This window comes from Elusimicrobiota bacterium (assembly GCA_026388095.1).
GTDB lineage: Bacteria > Elusimicrobiota > Elusimicrobia > UBA1565 > UBA9628 > UBA9628.
Genome location: JAPLKL010000067.1, coordinates 78601 through 96694, shown reverse-complemented (window position 1 = coordinate 96694; position 18094 = coordinate 78601). Strand labels below are relative to the sequence as shown.

Genomic DNA, 18094 nt, shown 5'->3' with positions numbered 1-18094 from the left:
GATACCAAAGCTTGGAAGGGTGGTCAAATATCTACCCTTGCCCAAGAAAATCCACTATACTCTAAGACGATGAAGCGCTCGTTGACGTTGCCTCTGCTGGGCTTCAGCCTCCTGGCCTGCCCCCGCCCCGCCGCGGCCTGGAGCGACGGCCCCCAGCTCTGGCAGGAGAGCTACTTCTTCGACGCCCTGCTCCAGGCCCGCAGCAAGGCCGCCCGGCAGCAGAGCGACCCCCAGCTCATGGCCGTGCTCAAGGCCGTGGCCGGCCAGGTCGCCCAGCAGGTGGTCAACCTCCAGCAGATCGACGTCTACGCCAAGGCCCAGCAGGACAACCTGCGCTACGCCTTCACCCAGCCCGACCCCCAGCCCAGCCTGGAGACCATCGCGGCCAACTTCGAGACCCTGACGAAAGGCAACGACCAGATCCGCAGCAACCTCTATTTCCTCACGGCCCGCTGCCGCATGGCCTCCTCCCAGGCCCTGCCCGACCCCGAGCTCTACCAGGCCGGGCTGCTGGTGCTCGGCCAGGTGCAGCAGCTGCAGCTGGCCCTCAACTCCCTCTACCTCAACGCCACGGCCGTGCGCGCGCTGGTCGCGGAGAACGACTGGGCCGCGGACAAGTTCTTCCGCCACTCCACCCAGGAGCTCCTGCGCAGCGTGGTGCGCATCCAGGATTCCGTGTTCTCGGTCTACAACGCGGGCTACGAGTTCTCCATGCGCAGCCGCTAGGCATGGGACCCCTGCCCCTGCTGGCCTTGCTCCTGACCCCGGCCCGGGCCGAGACCGTCCGATTCAAGACCGACGACGGCTGGACCATCTGCGCCAGCTATCAGGCCCCCAAGCCAGGCCGGCCCGTCGCCATTCTGGTCCACGGCGTGGCCGCGGGCAAGAGCGAGTGGCAGCCCTTGACCGCGGAACTCGCCAAGCGCGGCATCGGCAGCCTGGCCCTGGACCTGCGCGGACACGGCGAGAGCCTGGCCGGCCCATCGGGGAAGACCGATTTCGCCGGCTTCGACGCATCCCAGGAATGGCCCAAGGCGGTCAAGGACATCGAGGCCGCGGCGGCTTATCTCCAAAAACGCGGCATCAAGACCGCGCGCCTCGGCTACATCGGCGCCTCCATCGGAGCCAACCTCGCGTCCTGGGCCAAGCCCAGCCCGCGCTGGCTGGCTTTGCTCTCTCCCGGCGCGGACTACCGGGGAGTGATCCTCTCCCGACCGACCGCGGGACTCGCGGTCCTGGTGGCCGCGTCCCCCCCGGACGCTTACGCATTCCAGACCGCGGCCGCCTACGCACGGCAGTTCCCCTCCGCCGCATTCCTGAAGGCCGGCCACGGCCACGGCGCGCAGATGCTCTCCGAACCGGAGTTCCTCAAAGGACTGGCCGACTGGATCGAAGCCCACAGCCGGTGAATGGGGTGCGCCGAAAAATCGTGGGCGACTTGTTGCCTTGCTGTTGATCGCGTCCGGCGCCTGAAGGGCGCCGGACCGGGCGCAGCCATCCTGCGGGTGGCTGGGCGGGTTCTCCACGAATTCTGTCCGGGTAGAACACTTCGCGGTGATGACTTATCCACAAACTCTGTACGCACCAGGCATATCCACAAAGCTCCAGTTACGAGGAGATTCTCGTCGAGATTTTCGCCACAATCAAAGGCCCCGGTGCCCCTCCGACGGAAGCCAGCCAATCCTTCGACGGAGGCAACTGGAGTCTCGTGGATATGCCTGGTACGCACAGAGTCGCATGGCGCTGAGACTTATCCACCAACTTGCCCCGGGGCAAGTCGACGGCGCTCCTATGGGACACAAGCTCCCGTGGATGTCGACAAATTTATAGTGGTGGTATAAATTTGCGAAAAAGCGGCCAAAACATGATTTTTTGCTCGCTTGGCAGCAGCGCGGCTGCTCAGGTTGGCTTGTCCGGCGCGTTGGCCTTCTTGCGCGCCGCGATGAGGGCCTGGGCACGGGCGCGGAGTTCCGGGCACTGGTCGAGGACGGAGTGGAAGACATCCTGCGGGATGACGAAGATGAGCGTGTCGTCCTCGTTGGCCTTGACCGTGGCCCCGGCCGTGCTCATCTCGATGATCGAGGTCTCCCCGAACACCTCTCCGGGCCCCAACTGGGCGACCACCACGGGGGGCTGGTGCTTGTTCGTCTTGGCCCACACGGTGACCTGACCCAAGGCCACCACGTGCAGCCCTTCGACGGTCACGCCCCTCATGAGGATGGTCTGCCCGGAGCGGCAGTTGACCTGCTCGGCGGCCTCGGCCAAAGTCCGGGCCTGCTCGTCGCCGAGACCGTCGAGGAAAGGGACCCGCGTCTTGAGGAACTCCGTGACCGTCATGCTGTCCCGGATGATACTAAATTTGATATCTTGCAGCCGTGGACGCCAAGCGGTCGCGGGACCCCGGATTTCTGTTCATGTTCGGCATCTACGGCCGGCGCCCCACCCGCGAGATGGTCTCGTTGTTCCGGGACACCGGGGCCTCCGGAGTCCTGCTGCTGGCCCGCAACATCGAGAGCCCGCAGCAGGTCCGCGCCCTGACCCATGGTCTCACGGACCGGCTGGGCCGGCCGCTGCTCTTCGCCGTCGACCATGAGGGCGGCTGGGTCTTGCGCTTCCAGTCCGGCCTGACCGCCTTCCCCGGCAACGCCGCGCTGGGCCGCGTCGGCGACCCGAAGCTCGCCTACGCCACGGGCCGCCAGATGGCGCTTGAGCTCTCCCCCCTGGGCATCGGGATGAACCTGGCCCCGGTCGTGGACGTCGGCGTCGGACGCTATAATCCCGGCATCGGCATCCGCTCCTTCGGCTCGGACCCGGCCTTGGTCGGCCGCCTGGGCGCGGCCTTCGTGCGCGGCCTCCAGGACCACGGCGTGGCGGCCTGCGCCAAGCACTTCCCGGGCAAGGGCGCGGCCACCAAGGACGCCCACGTCGCCCTGCCCACGATCCGCCTCTCCCGGGCCGAGCTCCTGCGCACCCACCTGGCCCCCTTCGCCGCGGCGGCCCGGGCCGGCGCGGCATCGGTCATGACCTCGCACGTGCTCATGCCGGCTTTCGACAGCAAGCCCGCCAGCTTCTCGCGCCGAATCACCCGCGGCCTCATCCGCGGACGGCTCGGCTTCCGGGGCGCCATCATCTCCGACGACCTGTGCATGGGCGCCGTCACCTCGCGCGGCCCGGTGCAGACCGCGGCTTGGGACGCCTTCCAGGCCGGCCACGACGTCGTCATGATCGCCCATGACATCGTCGCGCAACGCGAGGCCGTCGAGCTCTTCCGCGCCGGCGGCCTGCCCGCCGGCGAGGTCGCGGCCTCGGCCCGCCGCATCGAGGCGCTGCTGCGCTACCCGCGCCGCAGCCGCCGCGCCGCGGACTCCGAGGCGGGGACCGCGCTCGCCCTGCTGGTCGCGCGCCGGGCCGCCACGGTGGTCCGGGCCGGCTGCGTGCCCCTGCCTCTGCCCCGGGACGGGGCCCGGACCGTGGTGCTCCTGCCGGACTTCGCCGAGGTCAAGGCCCGCTTCACTTTCGAGGGCGGGCCGCGCGGCCCCGAAGCTTTCGTCCGCCGCCTTCTGCCGCGAGGGGCCCGCCTGCTGCGCGCTCCCGTGGAGACCAAAGACGTCTCCGGCTTGCGCGGCGCCGCGAGCGAGGCGGACCGCGTCCTCTTCTTCTGCTTCGAGGCCCGGCGCTTCGCCGGCCAGCGGGCCGTCCTGGAGCTGCTCAACCGCGCCGCGCCGCGCCGCAGCGTCGCCTGCCTGATACGAAGCTCCTGCGACCTCGCGCTTCTGGACCGACAGGTCACCGCGGTCGACGCCTACGGCTACCGTCTCTGCCAGCTCCAGGCGGCCCTGGAGCTGATCCTGGGAGAACGCAAACCATGAGAACCTTCGCCTTCATCCTGAGTCTCTGCCTCGCCGCGCCGGCGATGGCCAAGAGGCCGCCGTCCCCGACGGGCAGCCGTTATCCTTCCCCTTCCCCGGAGGGGACGCAGAGCAGCACCGCCACGATCGTCCTCCAACGCGCTCAGGGCGGCGAGAGCTTGGTCGAGCTCCACGACATGTTCCTGGAGGCCCTGGACGACGACGCGCGGCACGCCGTGCTGGAGCGGATCGCCCGCGCGCATCCCCGGACCCTGCGGGACGTCAAGTCGCTCTTCGACATCTTCAGCCGCTTCGCGCAGCCCGCGGTGCGCGACGCGGTCATGGCCTCGGTCAGGCGCATAGACGAGGACGACGCCGGGCTCGAACCGGCGTTCATGGAGTATCTCAAGCTCTCGGAGAGCGAGGCCCGCATCTTCGGGATCAACGGGGCCTTCCGCCTGCGCTCGCTGCGGGCCCTGCCCCTGATCCAGACGATCGCGCAGCAGCGATTCCACGTCAAGAGCCCGGGGGAGTCGCCGGTCTTGTCGGACAAGAACCTCTGGTGGTCCCAATACGAAGCGCTCTCGGCCCTGGCCCAGTGGCAGGGCGCCCGAGCCCTGCCCCTGCTGCGCCGCAGGGTCCTGGAAGCCCCGGCCGTGGCGCGACTGATGGCGCTGTACCTTTGGAAAGAATCGCTGCCCGACATAGTCAGGTGGGCCGGCTCTCCCGGCGCGGGGGCGGAGAGGGCTCACGAGGCCCTGACCGTCGACGTCCCGCTGCAGGCCTTGCGCGAGACCCGCGCCGCGATGCTGGCCGTCCTGCGCGACCCGAAATCCGACCGGGAACTGCGCCACCAACTGGCCATCAAGGTGGGGATCTCCGCGAACCCCGAGGAGATCGACTCCCTGGTGGCGGAACAATCCGCCGCCAAGGACCCGGAGACCAGGCTCACGCTCTTCGCCGCGCTCTGCGCTTCGCGCAGCCCCAAGACCGTCCCGTGGCTCAAGAAGCTCTCCGCGGAAGACCCCGACCCGCAGCCCCGCATCGGCGCCTTGATGCAGCTGCGCCTGCTCCTGCCGCCGGCCGAGCTGCGCCCATTGCTGGAGGCGGCCGCGGCCAAGGACCCGGACGCCGACAACCGGCAGTCGGCGGCGGATATGCTCAAGGCCCCGCCCCCGGCCCGGCCTTAAGCACTCTCAAGAGTATCTCTCGCCGCGTCGGGCAACCGACAAATTTGCTACCCTAGCCTCATGACCTGGACCTTATGGGTTCCGGCCGTGCTCTGCCTGCTGCTCACCGCGGCCTTGGGCGCGGCGCTCAAGCGCCTCTACGAGCTCCAGGCCGGCCGGCCGCAGGACCAGGGCCGGGGGAACGGTTTTTTGGAGTCCCCGGAAGGCTGGGAAAAACTCGACGAACTGCTCTCCATCCTGCTCAACCTGCAGGAGTTCGGCGTGTCCCATTCCGGAGCGGTCTCCCGCGAGGACTTCGCCAAGACGGTGCTGGAGATCTCCTGCGCGCTCATGAAGTGCACGCGCGGCTCGATCATGCTCTGGGACGGCGCCTCGGGCTGCCTCAAGATCGTGGCCGCCAAGAGCGCGTTCACCTCGAAGAGCCAGAAGCTCTTCCTCAAGCCCGGCGAGGGCGTGGCGGGCAAGGCCTTCGCCAGCGGCCAAGCCATCTATGTGGCCGACCCGGAAGCCGATCCGCGCTACATCCAGACCGGCCCGGAGGACCCGGAGCCCTTCATCTCCATCCCTCTGCTGGTCAAGTCCAAGCCGGTGGGGGTCTTGAACCTCCACGCCACGGGCGCCGCGGAGTCCTTCACCGGCTACAAGGCCAAGTTCCTCAACATCCTCGCCGGAGAGGCCGCGGTCATGCTCCACAACCAGGACCTGCTCGACGACCTGCAGACCTTCTACCTGGAGATGGTGCAGACCTTGGCGCGGGCCGTGGACTCCAAGGACGCCTACCCCAAGGAGCATTCGGACCGGGCCCGGACCAAGGCCCGGCGCCTGGCGCTGGAGCTCAAGCTGCCGGACCAGATGACCCGCGACATCGAGTACGCGGCCTTGCTGCACGACATCGGCAAGATCAGCATCGACCAGTCCATCCTGCTCAAGCCCGGCAAGCTGACCCCCGAAGAGTACGAGGTCATCAAGCGCCACCCCGCCTTCGGCCATCAGATCCTGGCTCCGGTCAAGTCTTTGGGCCCGGTGGCCCAGATGGTGCTCTACCACCAGGAGTGGTACAACGGCCGCGGCTACCCGGAGGGCTTGAAGGGCGAAGGCATCCCCCTCGGCGCGCGCATGGTCGCGGTCCTCTCCGCCTGGGAGGCCATGCGCTCGGACCGGCCCTACCGCAAGGCGCTGGCGCGCGAGGCGGCCGTCGCGGAGCTGCGCCGCTGCGCCGGGACCCAGTTCGACCCCGGGATCGTGGAGGCCTTCCTCAGGGTCGAGGAGGAGTGAGCCCCATGCTCGCCATCATCCCCACGCCGCTGGGCAACCTCGAGGACATGCCCCCCCGGGCCCTGCGCGCCCTGCGCGAGGCGGCGGCGGTGTACTGCGAGGACACCCGCCGCACCCGCAACCTCATGGCCCACTTCGGCCTGGACACGCCGGTGCTGCGCTACAACGAGCGCGACGAGCGCGACAACCGGCGCCTGCTGGAGCGCCTCCAGGCCGGCGACGACCTCGCCTTGGTCTCGGACGGCGGCCTGCCCTGCATCTCGGACCCGGGCCGCCGACTGGTGGCTTTGGCCAGCCGCAACGGCATCGCGGTCACGGTCCTGCCCGGGCCCAGCGCCGCCGTGGCCGCCGTGGCCGGCTCCGGCCTGCCCGGGGATTCCTTCGTGTTCCTGGGGTTCCTGCCGCGCGCGCCGGGAAAGAAGAGGAAGATCCTTCAGGAAACGGCGGCCTTGGGCAGGACGCTGGTGCTGTACGAATCCCCTTACCGCGTCGTTGAGCTGCTCCTCCTCGCCGAAGAGACGTTGGGCGCAAAGGCACAGGCCTGCGTGGTGCGCGAGCTCTCCAAGCTCCACGAAGAGTGGCTGCGCGGGACCCTCGGCGAGGTCCGCGCCCGACTCGCGGCCCGCGCGGGACTCCTGGGCGAGTTCGTGGTGGTGCTGCACCCGGAGGAGGCCCCCGAGCATGCCTGAACTCATCACGCTCCGCGCCGGGGAGCTGCCCAGCCGCGAGACCTTGGCCCGCGCGGCCGAGGCGGTAAGCCGCGGCGAGGTCGTGGCCTTCCCCACCGACACGGTCTACGGGCTGGGCACATCCGCCTCGAGCCGGGAAGGCGTGGCGCGCATCTATCGGATGAAGGGCCGCGGCCAGGACCGGCCGTTGCCCTTGCTGGGCGCCTCGGCCGAGGCCCTGCGCCGCTGGGTGGAGTGGACGCCCCAGGCCGAGGCCCTGGCCGCGCGCTTCTGGCCCGGCGGCCTGACGCTGGTCCTCAAGGCCAGCCCGGAGGGACGCTCCTTGGCCTGCTGCCGGGGCGAGACCTTGGCCGTGCGCGTGCCCGACCATCCCGTGGCCCTGGCCTTGCTGGAGGGCTCGCCGCTGCCCTGGGCCCAGACCAGCGCCAACGGCTCGGGAGAGCCGCCCCTGCCCGACGGAGCGGCCGTGGCCCGGCGCTTCGGCGGCGAACTGGCCCTGGCCATAGACTCGGGACCCGCCGGCGGGAAGGAGTCGAGCGTCGTCGAGGCCGCGGGGCCGGTGCGCGTGCTGCGCGAAGGCGCCATCCCGTCCCGGGAGATACTCGCCGTCCTCGCCCCGCCGCGGCGCGTTCTCTTCGTCTGTACCGGGAACTCCTGCCGCAGCGTCATGGCCGAGGCTCTGCTCAACCGCGCCGCGCGGGAGCGCGGGCTCGACCTGGAGGCCCGCTCGGCCGGCGTGGCCGCCGCGGACCCCTCTTTTCCCACCCCGGCGGGCGTGCGCAGGGCGCTGGCCGCCGCGGGCATCCCCTCGGTCCAGCATATCCCTCAGCCGGTCACGCGCGAACTCCTGGACTGGGCCGATCATATCCTGGTCATGGAGCGCCGCCAACGCGAGCTGCTCCTGGGGCTGTACCCCGACGCCGCGCCCAAGGTCGCGACCTTGGGCGGCGCCGAGGACATCGCCGACCCCATCGGCCAGGCCGACGAGGCCTACGTCGAGTGCTGCCGCAAGCTCGCACGGTCGTTGGATGCCATCCTAAGCCGCCACCGAAAGGAGTCAACCCATGCATCACACTCTTGAGAACCTCGACCCTGAAGTCTTCGACGCGATCCGGCGCGAGGCCCGGCGCCAGGCCGAGAACCTCGAGCTCATCGCCTCGGAGAACTACACGTCCGAGGCCGTGCTCGAGGCCCAGGGCTCGGTGCTGACCAACAAGTACGCGGAGGGCTACCCGGGCAAGCGCTACTACGGCGGCTGCGAATTCGTCGACATCGTGGAGACACTGGCCATCGCGCGCGCCAAGAAGCTCTTCGGCGCGGAGCACGCCAACGTCCAGCCCCATTCCGGGACCCAGGCCAACATCTCGATGTATCTGTCGGTGCTGGCCCCCGGCGACACGGTCATGGGCTTGAACCTGGCCCACGGCGGACACCTCTCCCACGGCCATCCCCTCAACTTCTCGGGCAAGTTCTTCAAGATCGTGCCCATCAACGTGCGCAAGGACGACGAGCTCATCGACTACGACGAGGCCGAGCGCAACGCCCATGAGCACAAGCCCAAGATGATCTTCGCCGGAGCCTCCAACTACTCCCGGATCTTCGACTGGGCGAGGCTCAAGAAGATCGCCGACGACGTGGGGGCCTTCTTCGCCGCGGACATCGCGCACTACGCGGGGCTCATCGCCGCCGGGGAGTATCCCTCATCGGTGCCCTACGCGGACTTCACCACCAGCACGACGCACAAGACCCTGCGCGGCCCGCGCGGCGGCCTCATCCTCTCCAAGGCCGCGCACGCCGCGGCCGTCGACAAGATCAACTTCCCGGGCACGCAGGGCGGGCCGCTCATGCACGTCATCGCGGCCAAGGCCGTCTGCTTCGGCGAGGCCCTGCAGCCCGAGTTCAAGGCCTACCAGAAGCAGGTCAAGGCCAACGCGCGGCGCCTGGCCGCGGAGCTGGCGCAGCGCGGGTTCCGGATCGTGGCCGGCGGCACGGACTGCCACCTCTTCTCGGTGGACCTGCGGCCCAAGAACGTGACCGGCAAGGAGGCGGAGGCGGCTCTGGACAAGGCCGGCATCACGGCCAACAAGAACGCCATCCCCTACGACCCGCAGAAGCCCTTCATCGCCTCGGGCGTGCGCATCGGCACGCCGGCCGTGACCACCCGCGGCATGGGCGAGAGCGAGATGGCCGAGATCGCCCAGTACATCGACGAGGCCCTGGCCGCGCGGGCCGACGACCAACGGCTCGGCGCCATCCGCGCCGAGGTGCGGCGCCTCTGCGGCCGCTTCCCCATCTATCCCGAGCTCATGCAGAGCCTCGCCGCCCCATGATCGCGCAGATCATCGTCGCCGACGACGACGAGGACATCGCCAGCCTGCTCAGCGAGTATCTCGCCGGCCGGCGGCACCGCGTCATCGTCGTCCACGACGGCTTCGAGCTCGCGCAGAAGGCGGCGGAGCACCGGCCGCACTTGATCATCACCGACATCCAGATGCCCGGAGCCTACGGCTCCTCGGTCTACCAGGTGCTCCAGAAGGAGCCCAGCACCAAAGACATCCCGGTCCTCTTCATCTCGGCGCACCCGCTGGAACAGCTCAAGGACATCATACCCGACGGCCCCAAGACGCGCTTCCTCCAGAAGCCCGTCTCCTTCCCGGCCCTGGAGAAGTGCATCCAAGAGCTCCTGCCCCTGGGAGGCTACGTGCCATGAAGAACGCCGCCAGCCTGGCCGTCATCGGCGGCAGCGGGCTCTACGACATGCCCGGCATCGCCGGCCGTCGGGAGGTCCGCGTGAAGACCCCCTTCGGCCCGCCCTCCGGCCCGATCCTGCTGGGAGAGCTCTCGGGCGTGGCCTGCGCCTTCCTGCCCCGCCACGGACGCGGCCACACCTTGCTGCCCGGCGAGGTCAACAGCCGGGCCAACATCTGGGCGCTCAAGTCCTTGGGTGTGGAGCGCGTGGTCGCGATCTCGGCCGTGGGCTCGCTCAAGGGCGAACTGCCGCCGCGGGATTTCGTCTTCCCGGACCAGCTCGTCGACGAGACCAAGGGCCGGCCCTCCACCTTCTTCGGCGCGGGCCTGGTCGCGCACGTCGCCTTCGACCATCCCTTCTGCGCCGAGCAGTCGCGGCTCCTGCATGAGCACGCCCGCGGCCTGGGCCTCCGGGCGCATGCGGGCGGGACCTTGGTGTGCATGGAGGGCCCGGCCTTCTCGACCAAGGCGGAATCCGAGTACCACCGGCGCCAGGGCTACGACATCATCGGGATGACCGTGGTGCCCGAGGCCAAGCTCGCGCGCGAGGCCGAGCTCTGCTACGCCCCGGTCTGCCTGGTCACGGATTACGACTGCTGGAAGGAGGGCGAGGAGGTCTCCAGCGGCAAGGTGGTGGAGAACCTCGCCGTCAACGTGGCCAACGCCCGGCGCCTCCTGGCCCGCGCGCTGCCCGCGCTCGCGTCCCGGCCGCGACTCTGCCGCTGCGCGACGGCGCTGGCCGGCGCGCTCTTCACGGACCCCGCGCGGGCCGACCGCCGGGTCCTGCGCAAGCTCGACCTGCTCGTGGGCAGGCACCTCAAGAAATGACCGACAGGAAAACCTCATGAAACTGACCAAGACCATCAGCCGGCTCATCGAGACCGCGATCACCGCCCAGAAAGGCGCCTACTGCCCCTATTCCCGCTACCGCGTGGGGGCCGCCGTGCTCACCGAGACGGGACGCATCTTCTCGGGCGCCAACGTGGAGAACGCCTCCTACGGCCTGAGCATCTGCGCCGAGCGCGTCTCCATCTTCAACGCCGTGACGCGCGGGCACCGGGCCTTGAAGGCCGTGTGCGTGGTGGCCAGCGCGACCAGGCCCTGCGGCGCCTGCCGCCAGGTCATGATCGAGTTCAGCGGGAAGCACACCGAGCTCTATCTCGTGGACCTCAACCCCTCCACCGGGCGCCGGCGGATCACCAAGACCACCGTCTTCCGCATGCTGCCCTTGGCCTTCGACCCCATCGCCTCGGGGCTGCTGCCGCCCAACCCGCAGAACCTCCTGCGGCCCAAGTCATCCCGCCGCCGCAAGACCAAGACCCGGCGGCGCCGACCCGCGCCCCGGACCCGGAGGACGCGACCCCTATGAAAAGTTTCCCGGAGATCAAAGGCTCGGCGCTCCAGACGGTGATGGCATGGCTCAGGACCACGGACCTCGCGGCCGTGAGCTACCACGACGGCTCCTTCGGCTTCGAACTGGCGACCGGCCCAGCCCCGGCGGCGCCGCCGCCGGGCGTCCCGGCCAGCCGCTATGTCCCGGTCTGCGCCTCGGCGGTGGGGCTGTTCCAGGCCAGCGCGCCCGGCCGGCCCAAGCTCGGCGAAGAAGGACTCTGCGTGAAGGAGGGCGACGCCCTGGGACAGATCGAGACCGGCGCGGGGCAGCCCCACGTGGTGCGCGCTCCCTGCACGGGGCGGGTGGCCCGCGTCTTCGCCTCCGGCGGCCAGGCGGTCCAGTACGGCCAGCCGCTCTTCTTCTTGGAGCGCGGCTAATCCCCGCCTAGGACCAGATGCCCGAACCCGCCTTCTCCCGGATCGTCTGCACCAAATGCGGAGCCCAGCTGCCGGCCCCGGGCTATGCCTGCCCCAAGTGCCAGAGCGCTTTGGCCAAGATCTGCGGGAACTGCTCCTTCCAGAACGCCGTGGCCAAGAACTACTGCGACCGCTGCGGCACGCCCATGATCCTGGCGCCCGCCGCGCCCTCCGGCGCGGCCGGCCCGGAGAGCATCCCCAAGACGGCCGTCCGGCGCTCCGGCGCGCCGCCGGGCCCGCCCCAGCCCCTGAACATCGTCCGGCCCCCTACCGGCCTTTCCATCCCCGCGGCCCTGCGTCGGGAACCCGGCGCCCCGGCGCCCGTGCCCGAAGGGCATTATGTCCCGCCCCCGCCGCCCACCGAGGCCAACCTCTCGCGCCTGCGCCGCCGGGACTCCCGCCATAGCATGTTCTTCTGGGCTCCGATCGCGGCCGTCCTCACCGCCGGGGCATTCCTCTACTACGACTACCATAAGCCCCAGAGCGCCATCCCCCGCGCCGCGACCCAGTATCTCAACGCCCTGAGCGGCGGCGACCTCCCGGGCGCTTATGCGCTCCTCTCCCACGCCTCCCAAGTCCACTGCACTTTGGACGAGTTCCGAGCCGGGCGCGAGGACGCGCCTTGGACTTGGTCCGACATCAAGCTGGCGCGCCTGGAGCCCGAGGCCGCGGTGGTCAAGTACCGCCTGCTCGTCAAGGGGCGGCCGGCCAAAGATGATTTCCTCATCTTCCTGATCGAGGACGGCCGCTGGGTGCGCCCCTACAACTGGAACCTCCTGCAGAGGGCCGAGGAGGCGTTCACGCGCAGCGACCCGGACATGGCGCTCATCCTCGCCCAGGCGGCGGTCAACATCGATCCCCGCGACCCCATGGCCCGCGGCTATCTCTGCGAGGCGGTCTATTATCGCAAAGTCCCCGCTCAGACGGCGCAGGAGTGCGCCGCCGCCCTGCAGCTCTCGCAAGTCTACCCCTCCAGGCTTTCCCTCAAGAGCCTCTATCATCTCCACGCACTCCTGGGCGACACCTTTAAGAACTCCCTGAAGAAATATCCCGAGGCCGTGGCCGAGTACGACGCCCTGCTGGCCTTCCCGGACCTGGCCCCGTCCGACCAGTGCGACCTGCTCCTGGCCCGCGCCGACACGCGCATCGCCATGGGCAAGAGCCCCGAGGCGTCCGCGGACCTGCAGACCGCCGTCGGGGTCTGCACCAAGCCCGAGGACCTCGGCTACATCCGCAAACGGCAGGCCGCTCTGACCGAACCTCCGAGGTGATAATGTTCAAGAAGATCCTCATCGCCAACCGCAGCGAGATCGCCGTGCGCGTGATCCGCGCCGCCCGCGAGTTGGGCATCCCCAGCGTGGCCGTATACTCCGAGGCCGACCGGGAATCCCTGCACGTGGCCCTGGCCGACGAGGCCGTCTGCATCGGGCCCGCCCCCTCGCCGCAAAGCTACCTCAACGTGGAGGCCCTGCTGGCCGCCGCGAAGATCACCGGCGCCGACGCCGTCCACCCCGGCTACGGCTTCTTGGCCGAGAACGCGGACTTCGCCCAGGCCTGCGCCGACCACGGCCTGACCTTCATCGGCCCCACGCCCGAGGCCATCCGCAGGCTGGGACACAAGAGCGCGGCCAAGGCCCTGGCCCGCGAGGCGGGGGTGCCGGTCGTGCCGGGCACGGCCGGAACCATCGAGCACGGCTTCCTCAAGGAGGCCCAGGCCGTGGGCTTCCCGGTCATGGTCAAAGCCGCGGCCGGAGGCGGCGGCAAGGGCCTGCGCTTCGTGCGCGAGCCGGCCGATCTCGAAGCCGCGGTCAGGCTCGCCCAGACCGAGGCCAAGACCGCGTTCAAGGACGGCTCGGTCTACATCGAGAAGTTCATCGAACGGCCCCGCCACGTGGAGATCCAGATCGCGGCCGACCGGGCGGGGGGGGTGGTCGCCTTCCCGGAGCGCGACTGCAGCGTGCAGCGGCGCCACCAGAAGCTCATCGAGGAGTCCCCTTCGCCGGCCGTGCCGGCCGCCACCCGCCGGGCCATGCAGGCCGCGGCGGTGCGCCTGGCCAAGGCCGCGGGCTACTCCAGCGTGGGAACGGTGGAGTATCTGCTCGCACCGGACGGGAAGTTCTTCTTCATCGAGGTCAACACGCGCCTGCAGGTGGAGCATCCGGTCACCGAGTGCGTGACCGGCTTGGACCTGGTGGCCACCCAGATCCGCCTGGCCGCGGGCGAGCCGCTGCCCTTCGGACAGGACCGGGCCTCGGAGATCCGCTGTCACTCCATCGAGCACCGCATCAACGCGGAGGACCCGGATCACGGCTTCGCGCCCCGGCCGGGGCGCATCTCGGACCTGCGCCTGCCCGGAGGCCCCGGGGTGCGCCTGGACACCCACATCTATCCCGGCTACACCGTGCCCATGTACTACGACAGTCTGCTGGGCAAGCTCATCGTGCACGCGCCGGACCGGCCCGCCGCCATCCGCAGGGCCCAGCGGGCCCTGGGCGAGCTGCACGTGGAGGGCATCCCGACGACCGCGGGCTTCCACCTCCGCGTGCTGGCCCACCCGAAGTTCCAGTCCGGGGATTTCGACACCAATTTCGTTGACACCATCCAGGAGGAACGGCATGCCCAAGGCGCTCAGACCGCTCATCGCGTCCCAGCTGCGTGACTCGCGCCGCACCATGGCGGCGGCCGCGCGCCTGACGCCGGAGATCGCTGCCGCAGCCGGTCTGCTGCTGGCCGCCTACCGCAAGGGCCGCAAGGTCTTGATCTTCGGCAACGGCGGTTCGGCCGCCGACGCCCAGCATTTCGCGGCCGAGCTGGTGGGCCGCTTCGCGCGCGAACGGCGGGCCCTGCCGGCGCTGGCCCTGACCGTCAACACCTCGGACCTGACCGCCATCGGCAACGACTACGGCTACGACCAGGTCTTCGCCCGCCAGGTCGAGGCCCACGCCCGGCCCGGCGACGTGGCGGTGGCCATCACCACCTCGGGGAATTCGGCCAACGTGCTCAAAGCCGCGGCCGCGGCGCGGCGCCGCAAGCTCGCCGTCATCGGCCTGACCGGGGCGGGCGGAGGCCGGCTCAAGGACCTCTGCGACGTGTGCGTCCGCGCCCCCTCCACCGACACCGCGCGCGTCCAGGAGGTGCACGCTGTTGTCATCCACGCCTGGTGCGCCGCCATCGAGACCGGCCTCTTCCCGAAGAGCCCCCGGGCGCATTGACCATGCCCTCCTCCAGAGCCAAGATCAAGACCGCCAAGCGCCTGACGACCTTGCGCCAGCTCTGGGGCTGTGAAGGCAAGACCGTGGTGTTCACCAACGGGGTCTTCGATATCCTGCACGCGGGCCATGTTCAGTTGCTGGAGCGCGCCCGCGCCTTGGGCGACGTGCTTATCGTGGGCGTCAACAGCGACGCTTCGGCCCGCCGCCTGGGCAAGGGCCCGGGCCGGCCGGTCAACCGCCTGCGCGACCGCGCCGCGCTGCTGGCGGCCCTCTCCTGCGTGGACGCGGTGGTCCCCTTCGACGAGGACACGCCGGAGCCGCTGCTCTCCAAGCTCAAGCCGGACGTGCTGGTCAAGGGCGCGGACTACGGCAAGCGCCAGATCGCCGGCGCGCGGCACGCGGGCCGTGTGGCGCGCGTCGCGCTCAAGGCCGGCTATTCGACCACGGGCCTCATCCGCCGCCTGCAGGGAAAATCCTGAACCAGAGGTGCTTATGAAACTCATCGCTTGCGTCGCGCTGCTGGCGCTGAGCGCGCCGGCCCTGGCCGCCTCGGCGGCGGTCCCGCCGGCCGCGGCCCGGACTGCGACGGCCCTGGCGGCCCTGGCCGTCACGATGGGCCCGGTCTCGGGCTCCGCGCAGCTCCAACAAGTCGGCTCGGATGTGTGGTTCTTCGCGCGGCCCGGCCGGCGACTGGCGGCCGGGACCACGGTCAAGACCGAGGCGGGCTCGGACTGCGTGCTGCTCTTGTCCGGCGGGACCAAGCTGCGCCTGAAGCCGCAGTCGCACCTGCGCGTGGCGGAGTTGTCTCCCGAGAGAGCCACGATGTCCTTGGGCGCAGGGCGGCTGGAGGCTTGGGCCCGGATGAGCGCGGGCGCCGAGTTCCGGATCGTGACGCCGATGTTCACGGCCACTTTGCCCGAGGGCATCCTCGCCGCCGAGATCCTGAGCGAGACGAGCGCGACGCTCGACATCTTCACCGGGGAGCCTACGGTCATCGACAGCCTGGGCAAGTCCCGGAAGGTGTCTGCGGGTCAGCGCATGGAGCTGGGCGCCATGACCGGGGCCTCGACTCCGGCGCCGTTGCCGGCCGGGGCGGTCAGGCCCGAGGAGCCGTCTCTTGCGGGCCCGGCCAAACCCGGAGCCGCGCCGAGGAAGGTGAAGGCCGCCGAGCCTCCGCCTGCGGCCAAGTCCGAAGCCGCGCCGAGGAAGGTGAAGGCCGCCGAGCCTCCGCCTCCGGCCAAGTCCTCCTATCCGGGCTCGGACTCGCAGCTCTAGGGGCGGCCGCTATCAGGGGCTGGCCTGCCAGGCTCGGTAGAAGCCGGGCAAGTCGCTCCACACCCCGATGTAGGCCGAGCGGATGGCCTCGTCGAAGCCCTTGCCATCCTTGAGGGCGGGCAGGAACTGCGAGAAGCCGATGCGGCCGCCGCGCTCGATCATGAACTGCACCAGGCTCTCGGACTGGGCGTACCACAACGAGACCTTCTGGTCGGCGTCGGTCCGCTCGCCGAGCGGCACGAAGCCGAGGATGTCTTCCAAAGCCAAAGGCTGGGAGCGCACCTGCTGGCGGATCCTCCCGAAGAGCTCCGCGGGCACGCGCGTGCCGCTGGCGGCCTTGGCCTGCTCGTAGACGGCCAGGCCCTCGTTGAGCCAGAGCAGGTCGCGGCGCGGCCGCCCCATGTACTCGTTGAAGATGAGGTGCGTCATCTCGTGCGCGATGGTCTGCAGGAGCTGGGGCCCGTTGTAGCTGCAGATGGCGTTGCCGTAGGTGACCCCGCCGGACCAGTCCGGCTGTCCGGTCTTGCGCACGTACTCCTCGTGGCTGGCGTAGACCACGATCTCGTAGAGGCCGGAGGGCATGAAGGAGAAGAGGTTGGTGTCCGTCATGATGTTGGTGTAGAAGCCTTCGGCCTGGCTGGAGATCTGGTGCGCGTTGTCGGCGCCGTAGGCGGAGACCTTGAAATGCAGGCTGACCTGCTCGTAGGCGCCGGGGTCGAGGGGCTGGAAAGGCAGCCTCATGATGGCCGAGGCCCCGCCGACGGCGGGCGCCGCGCTTTCCGGCAGGTCCATGCAGGCGCACAGGCCCGCCGCCAGCAGCGCCAGGACCGCAGACCTCATGGCGCCGCCTAGAGCCGGACCAGGCCCAGGGCCTTGAGCAGCTGGCTCTCGGGCATGGGCGGGTAAGCCATGGTCTGGCAGTGGATGGAGCCGTGCATGTCGTCGGAGAGGCTCACGGTGGTGATGGGAAAGACCTTGTAGCCCAGGCCCTCGTAGACTTTCCGGGCGTCCTGGTCCGCGGCGACCTTGTAGGCGGGCATGAAGACGGTGTCGCGCACGATCAGCGCGTTGGCGTAGGTGCGGTAGGCGTCCGGCAGCGTGGGCAGCAGCACGAGCTTGTAGCCCCAGGACTCCAGCGCGGCCTTGTATTCGGCGGTGTTGGTGAGCATGCGCTTGCCGGGCAGGGGCTTGAGCACCTCGTCCACGTCGCCGATGCCGTGCACGTGGGGCATGATGTGCACGGTCTTGCAGCCGTAGGCGCCGGTGAGGTCCTGGGGGGTGACGGTGAAGAGGCGGTAGCTGTCCACCGCGAAGCAGGTCCCGTCCTCGTCGGCCAGGAGGTTGCCGCCCACGAAGGTGAAGTCCTTCTTGGCCACCGGGCCGCGCACGGCGGAGGCCACGGCGTCCCAGGAGGTGAAGTCGCGGTAGTAGCGGGCCGCGACCAAGGAGGACTTCTTGGCGGCGCTGTCGTAGACCGGGACGGGGAAGGAGTCGCGCGCCCAGAAGCCGGTGCCGGTGTCCTCGTCGGCGGCGATGATGAGCCGCTCGGCCGGGAGCCACTTCAGGTACTTCTTGCGCACCGAGTCGGCGTCCGCGGTGTCGGCGAGGATGACGAGCTTGACTCCCGCCGGGAGGTTGGAGGCGATGGTCTTGCGCAGGTTGGCGACCTCGCTGCCCTGCTCATAGGCGCTCATGAGCACGTAGGCGAACTGAGCCGTGTCCTCGACCGGCCGGAACGGCGCCTTGACGTCCCGGGGGAGGTGGTTCTTGGCGTTGTTCTCGACCGCCTGCTTGATCTCGGCGGGGGTGGCGTCGTGGGAGAAATTGCGGGCGGGGCGCGGCCCTTTGGGCTGGGGCGCGACGGCGGCGCCGGAGACGTCCGGGAGGGCGGCCACGGTCGTCCTGGCCTCGCGCAGGAGCTTCGGCGCGTCGACGCCGTCGTCGAATGACACGGGCTCGGCGCCGCAGACTTTGGGCGCCAAGGACAGGAGGGCGGCCAACGCCAGAGAGAGGATGCTCATTGGGGTATCATAGCATCTCGCGGCCGG

The 18094-nt window shown here is 69.9% G+C and carries 19 protein-coding genes and 1 pseudogene; 17 read left to right on the top strand and 3 right to left on the bottom strand.

Annotated features, from left to right (window positions below; genetic code table 11):
- The first annotated feature begins 69 nt into the window (after positions 1 to 69).
- Together NTY77_16985 and NTY77_16980 are read left to right on the top strand one after the other, a co-directional pair.
- Positions 70 to 726: a hypothetical protein gene (locus NTY77_16985; protein MCX5797187.1), complete on the top strand. Its 657-nt coding sequence runs from the start codon at positions 70 to 72 to the stop codon at positions 724 to 726.
- Between the two features lie 2 nt (positions 727 to 728).
- The gene (locus tag NTY77_16980; protein MCX5797186.1) at positions 729 to 1409 is read left to right on the top strand and encodes an alpha/beta fold hydrolase; all 681 of its coding nucleotides are present in this window, start codon (positions 729 to 731) and stop codon (positions 1407 to 1409) included.
- Positions 1410 to 1899: 490 nt separating this feature from the next.
- Here NTY77_16980 and NTY77_16975 read toward each other — a convergent pair whose 3' ends face one another.
- Positions 1900 to 2337 carry a cyclic nucleotide-binding domain-containing protein gene (locus tag NTY77_16975; GenBank protein MCX5797185.1) on the bottom strand — a complete coding sequence of 146 codons (438 nt, stop codon included), beginning with the start codon at positions 2335 to 2337 and terminating at the stop codon, positions 1900 to 1902.
- 38 nt (positions 2338 to 2375) lie between these two features.
- Here NTY77_16975 and nagZ point away from each other — a divergent pair, with 38 nt between their 5' ends.
- From nagZ to NTY77_16900, 15 genes and pseudogenes are all read left to right on the top strand, one after another.
- Positions 2376 to 3869 carry a beta-N-acetylhexosaminidase gene (gene nagZ, locus NTY77_16970; protein MCX5797184.1) on the top strand — a complete coding sequence of 498 codons (1494 nt, stop codon included), beginning with the start codon at positions 2376 to 2378 and terminating at the stop codon, positions 3867 to 3869.
- Positions 3866 to 5038, top strand: coding sequence for a hypothetical protein (locus tag NTY77_16965; GenBank protein MCX5797183.1), 1173 nt, complete (start codon positions 3866 to 3868; stop codon positions 5036 to 5038). Before nagZ ends, NTY77_16965 begins: the two co-directional genes overlap by 4 nt.
- 60 nt (positions 5039 to 5098) lie before the next feature.
- A complete protein-coding gene (locus NTY77_16960) occupies positions 5099 to 6313 on the top strand; it encodes a GAF domain-containing protein (protein ID MCX5797182.1) in 1215 nt (404 codons plus the stop codon).
- A gap of 5 nt (positions 6314 to 6318) precedes the next feature.
- On the top strand, positions 6319 to 7002 hold the full coding sequence (rsmI, locus tag NTY77_16955; GenBank protein ID MCX5797181.1) for a 16S rRNA (cytidine(1402)-2'-O)-methyltransferase: 684 nt from the start codon (positions 6319 to 6321) through the stop codon (positions 7000 to 7002).
- On the top strand, positions 6995 to 8083 hold the full coding sequence (locus NTY77_16950) for an L-threonylcarbamoyladenylate synthase (GenBank protein MCX5797180.1): 1089 nt from the start codon (positions 6995 to 6997) through the stop codon (positions 8081 to 8083). Before rsmI ends, NTY77_16950 begins: the two co-directional genes overlap by 8 nt.
- The gene (locus NTY77_16945) at positions 8067 to 9332 is read left to right on the top strand and encodes a serine hydroxymethyltransferase (protein ID MCX5797179.1); all 1266 of its coding nucleotides are present in this window, start codon (positions 8067 to 8069) and stop codon (positions 9330 to 9332) included. Before NTY77_16950 ends, NTY77_16945 begins: the two co-directional genes overlap by 17 nt.
- A complete protein-coding gene (locus NTY77_16940; protein MCX5797178.1) occupies positions 9329 to 9712 on the top strand; it encodes a response regulator in 384 nt (127 codons plus the stop codon). The genes NTY77_16945 and NTY77_16940 overlap by 4 nt, the downstream gene beginning before the upstream one ends.
- Positions 9709 to 10578, top strand: coding sequence for an S-methyl-5'-thioadenosine phosphorylase (mtnP, locus tag NTY77_16935; GenBank protein MCX5797177.1), 870 nt, complete (start codon positions 9709 to 9711; stop codon positions 10576 to 10578). The genes NTY77_16940 and mtnP overlap by 4 nt, the downstream gene beginning before the upstream one ends.
- A 16-nt stretch (positions 10579 to 10594) precedes the next feature.
- Positions 10595 to 10987, top strand: a pseudogene (gene cdd / locus NTY77_16930) (cytidine deaminase).
- 128 nt (positions 10988 to 11115) lie between these two features.
- Positions 11116 to 11520: an acetyl-CoA carboxylase biotin carboxyl carrier protein subunit gene (locus NTY77_16925; protein ID MCX5797176.1), complete on the top strand. Its 405-nt coding sequence runs from the start codon at positions 11116 to 11118 to the stop codon at positions 11518 to 11520.
- A 17-nt stretch (positions 11521 to 11537) separates the two neighbouring features.
- A complete protein-coding gene (locus NTY77_16920; protein MCX5797175.1) occupies positions 11538 to 12830 on the top strand; it encodes a zinc ribbon domain-containing protein in 1293 nt (430 codons plus the stop codon).
- 2 nt (positions 12831 to 12832) lie between these two features.
- Entirely contained in the window at positions 12833 to 14218 is a 1386-nt protein-coding gene (gene accC, locus NTY77_16915) for an acetyl-CoA carboxylase biotin carboxylase subunit (GenBank protein MCX5797174.1), read from the top strand.
- Positions 14219 to 14231: 13 nt separating this feature from the next.
- Positions 14232 to 14771 (top strand): SIS domain-containing protein, encoded by a 540-nt coding sequence (locus tag NTY77_16910; GenBank protein MCX5797173.1) that lies wholly within the window; start codon positions 14232 to 14234, stop codon positions 14769 to 14771.
- Between the two features lie 2 nt (positions 14772 to 14773).
- Positions 14774 to 15250 (top strand): adenylyltransferase/cytidyltransferase family protein, encoded by a 477-nt coding sequence (locus NTY77_16905; protein ID MCX5797172.1) that lies wholly within the window; start codon positions 14774 to 14776, stop codon positions 15248 to 15250.
- 13 nt (positions 15251 to 15263) lie between these two features.
- Entirely contained in the window at positions 15264 to 16046 is a 783-nt protein-coding gene (locus NTY77_16900; protein MCX5797171.1) for a FecR domain-containing protein, read from the top strand.
- A 12-nt stretch (positions 16047 to 16058) separates the two neighbouring features.
- Here the strand turns inward: NTY77_16900 and NTY77_16895 are convergent, their stop codons facing one another.
- Positions 16059 to 16886: a peptidase MA family metallohydrolase gene (locus NTY77_16895; protein MCX5797170.1), complete on the bottom strand. Its 828-nt coding sequence runs from the start codon at positions 16884 to 16886 to the stop codon at positions 16059 to 16061.
- Between the two features lie 8 nt (positions 16887 to 16894).
- Positions 16895 to 18067 (bottom strand): agmatine deiminase family protein, encoded by a 1173-nt coding sequence (locus NTY77_16890; GenBank protein MCX5797169.1) that lies wholly within the window; start codon positions 18065 to 18067, stop codon positions 16895 to 16897.
- Positions 18068 to 18094 lie beyond the last annotated feature (27 nt).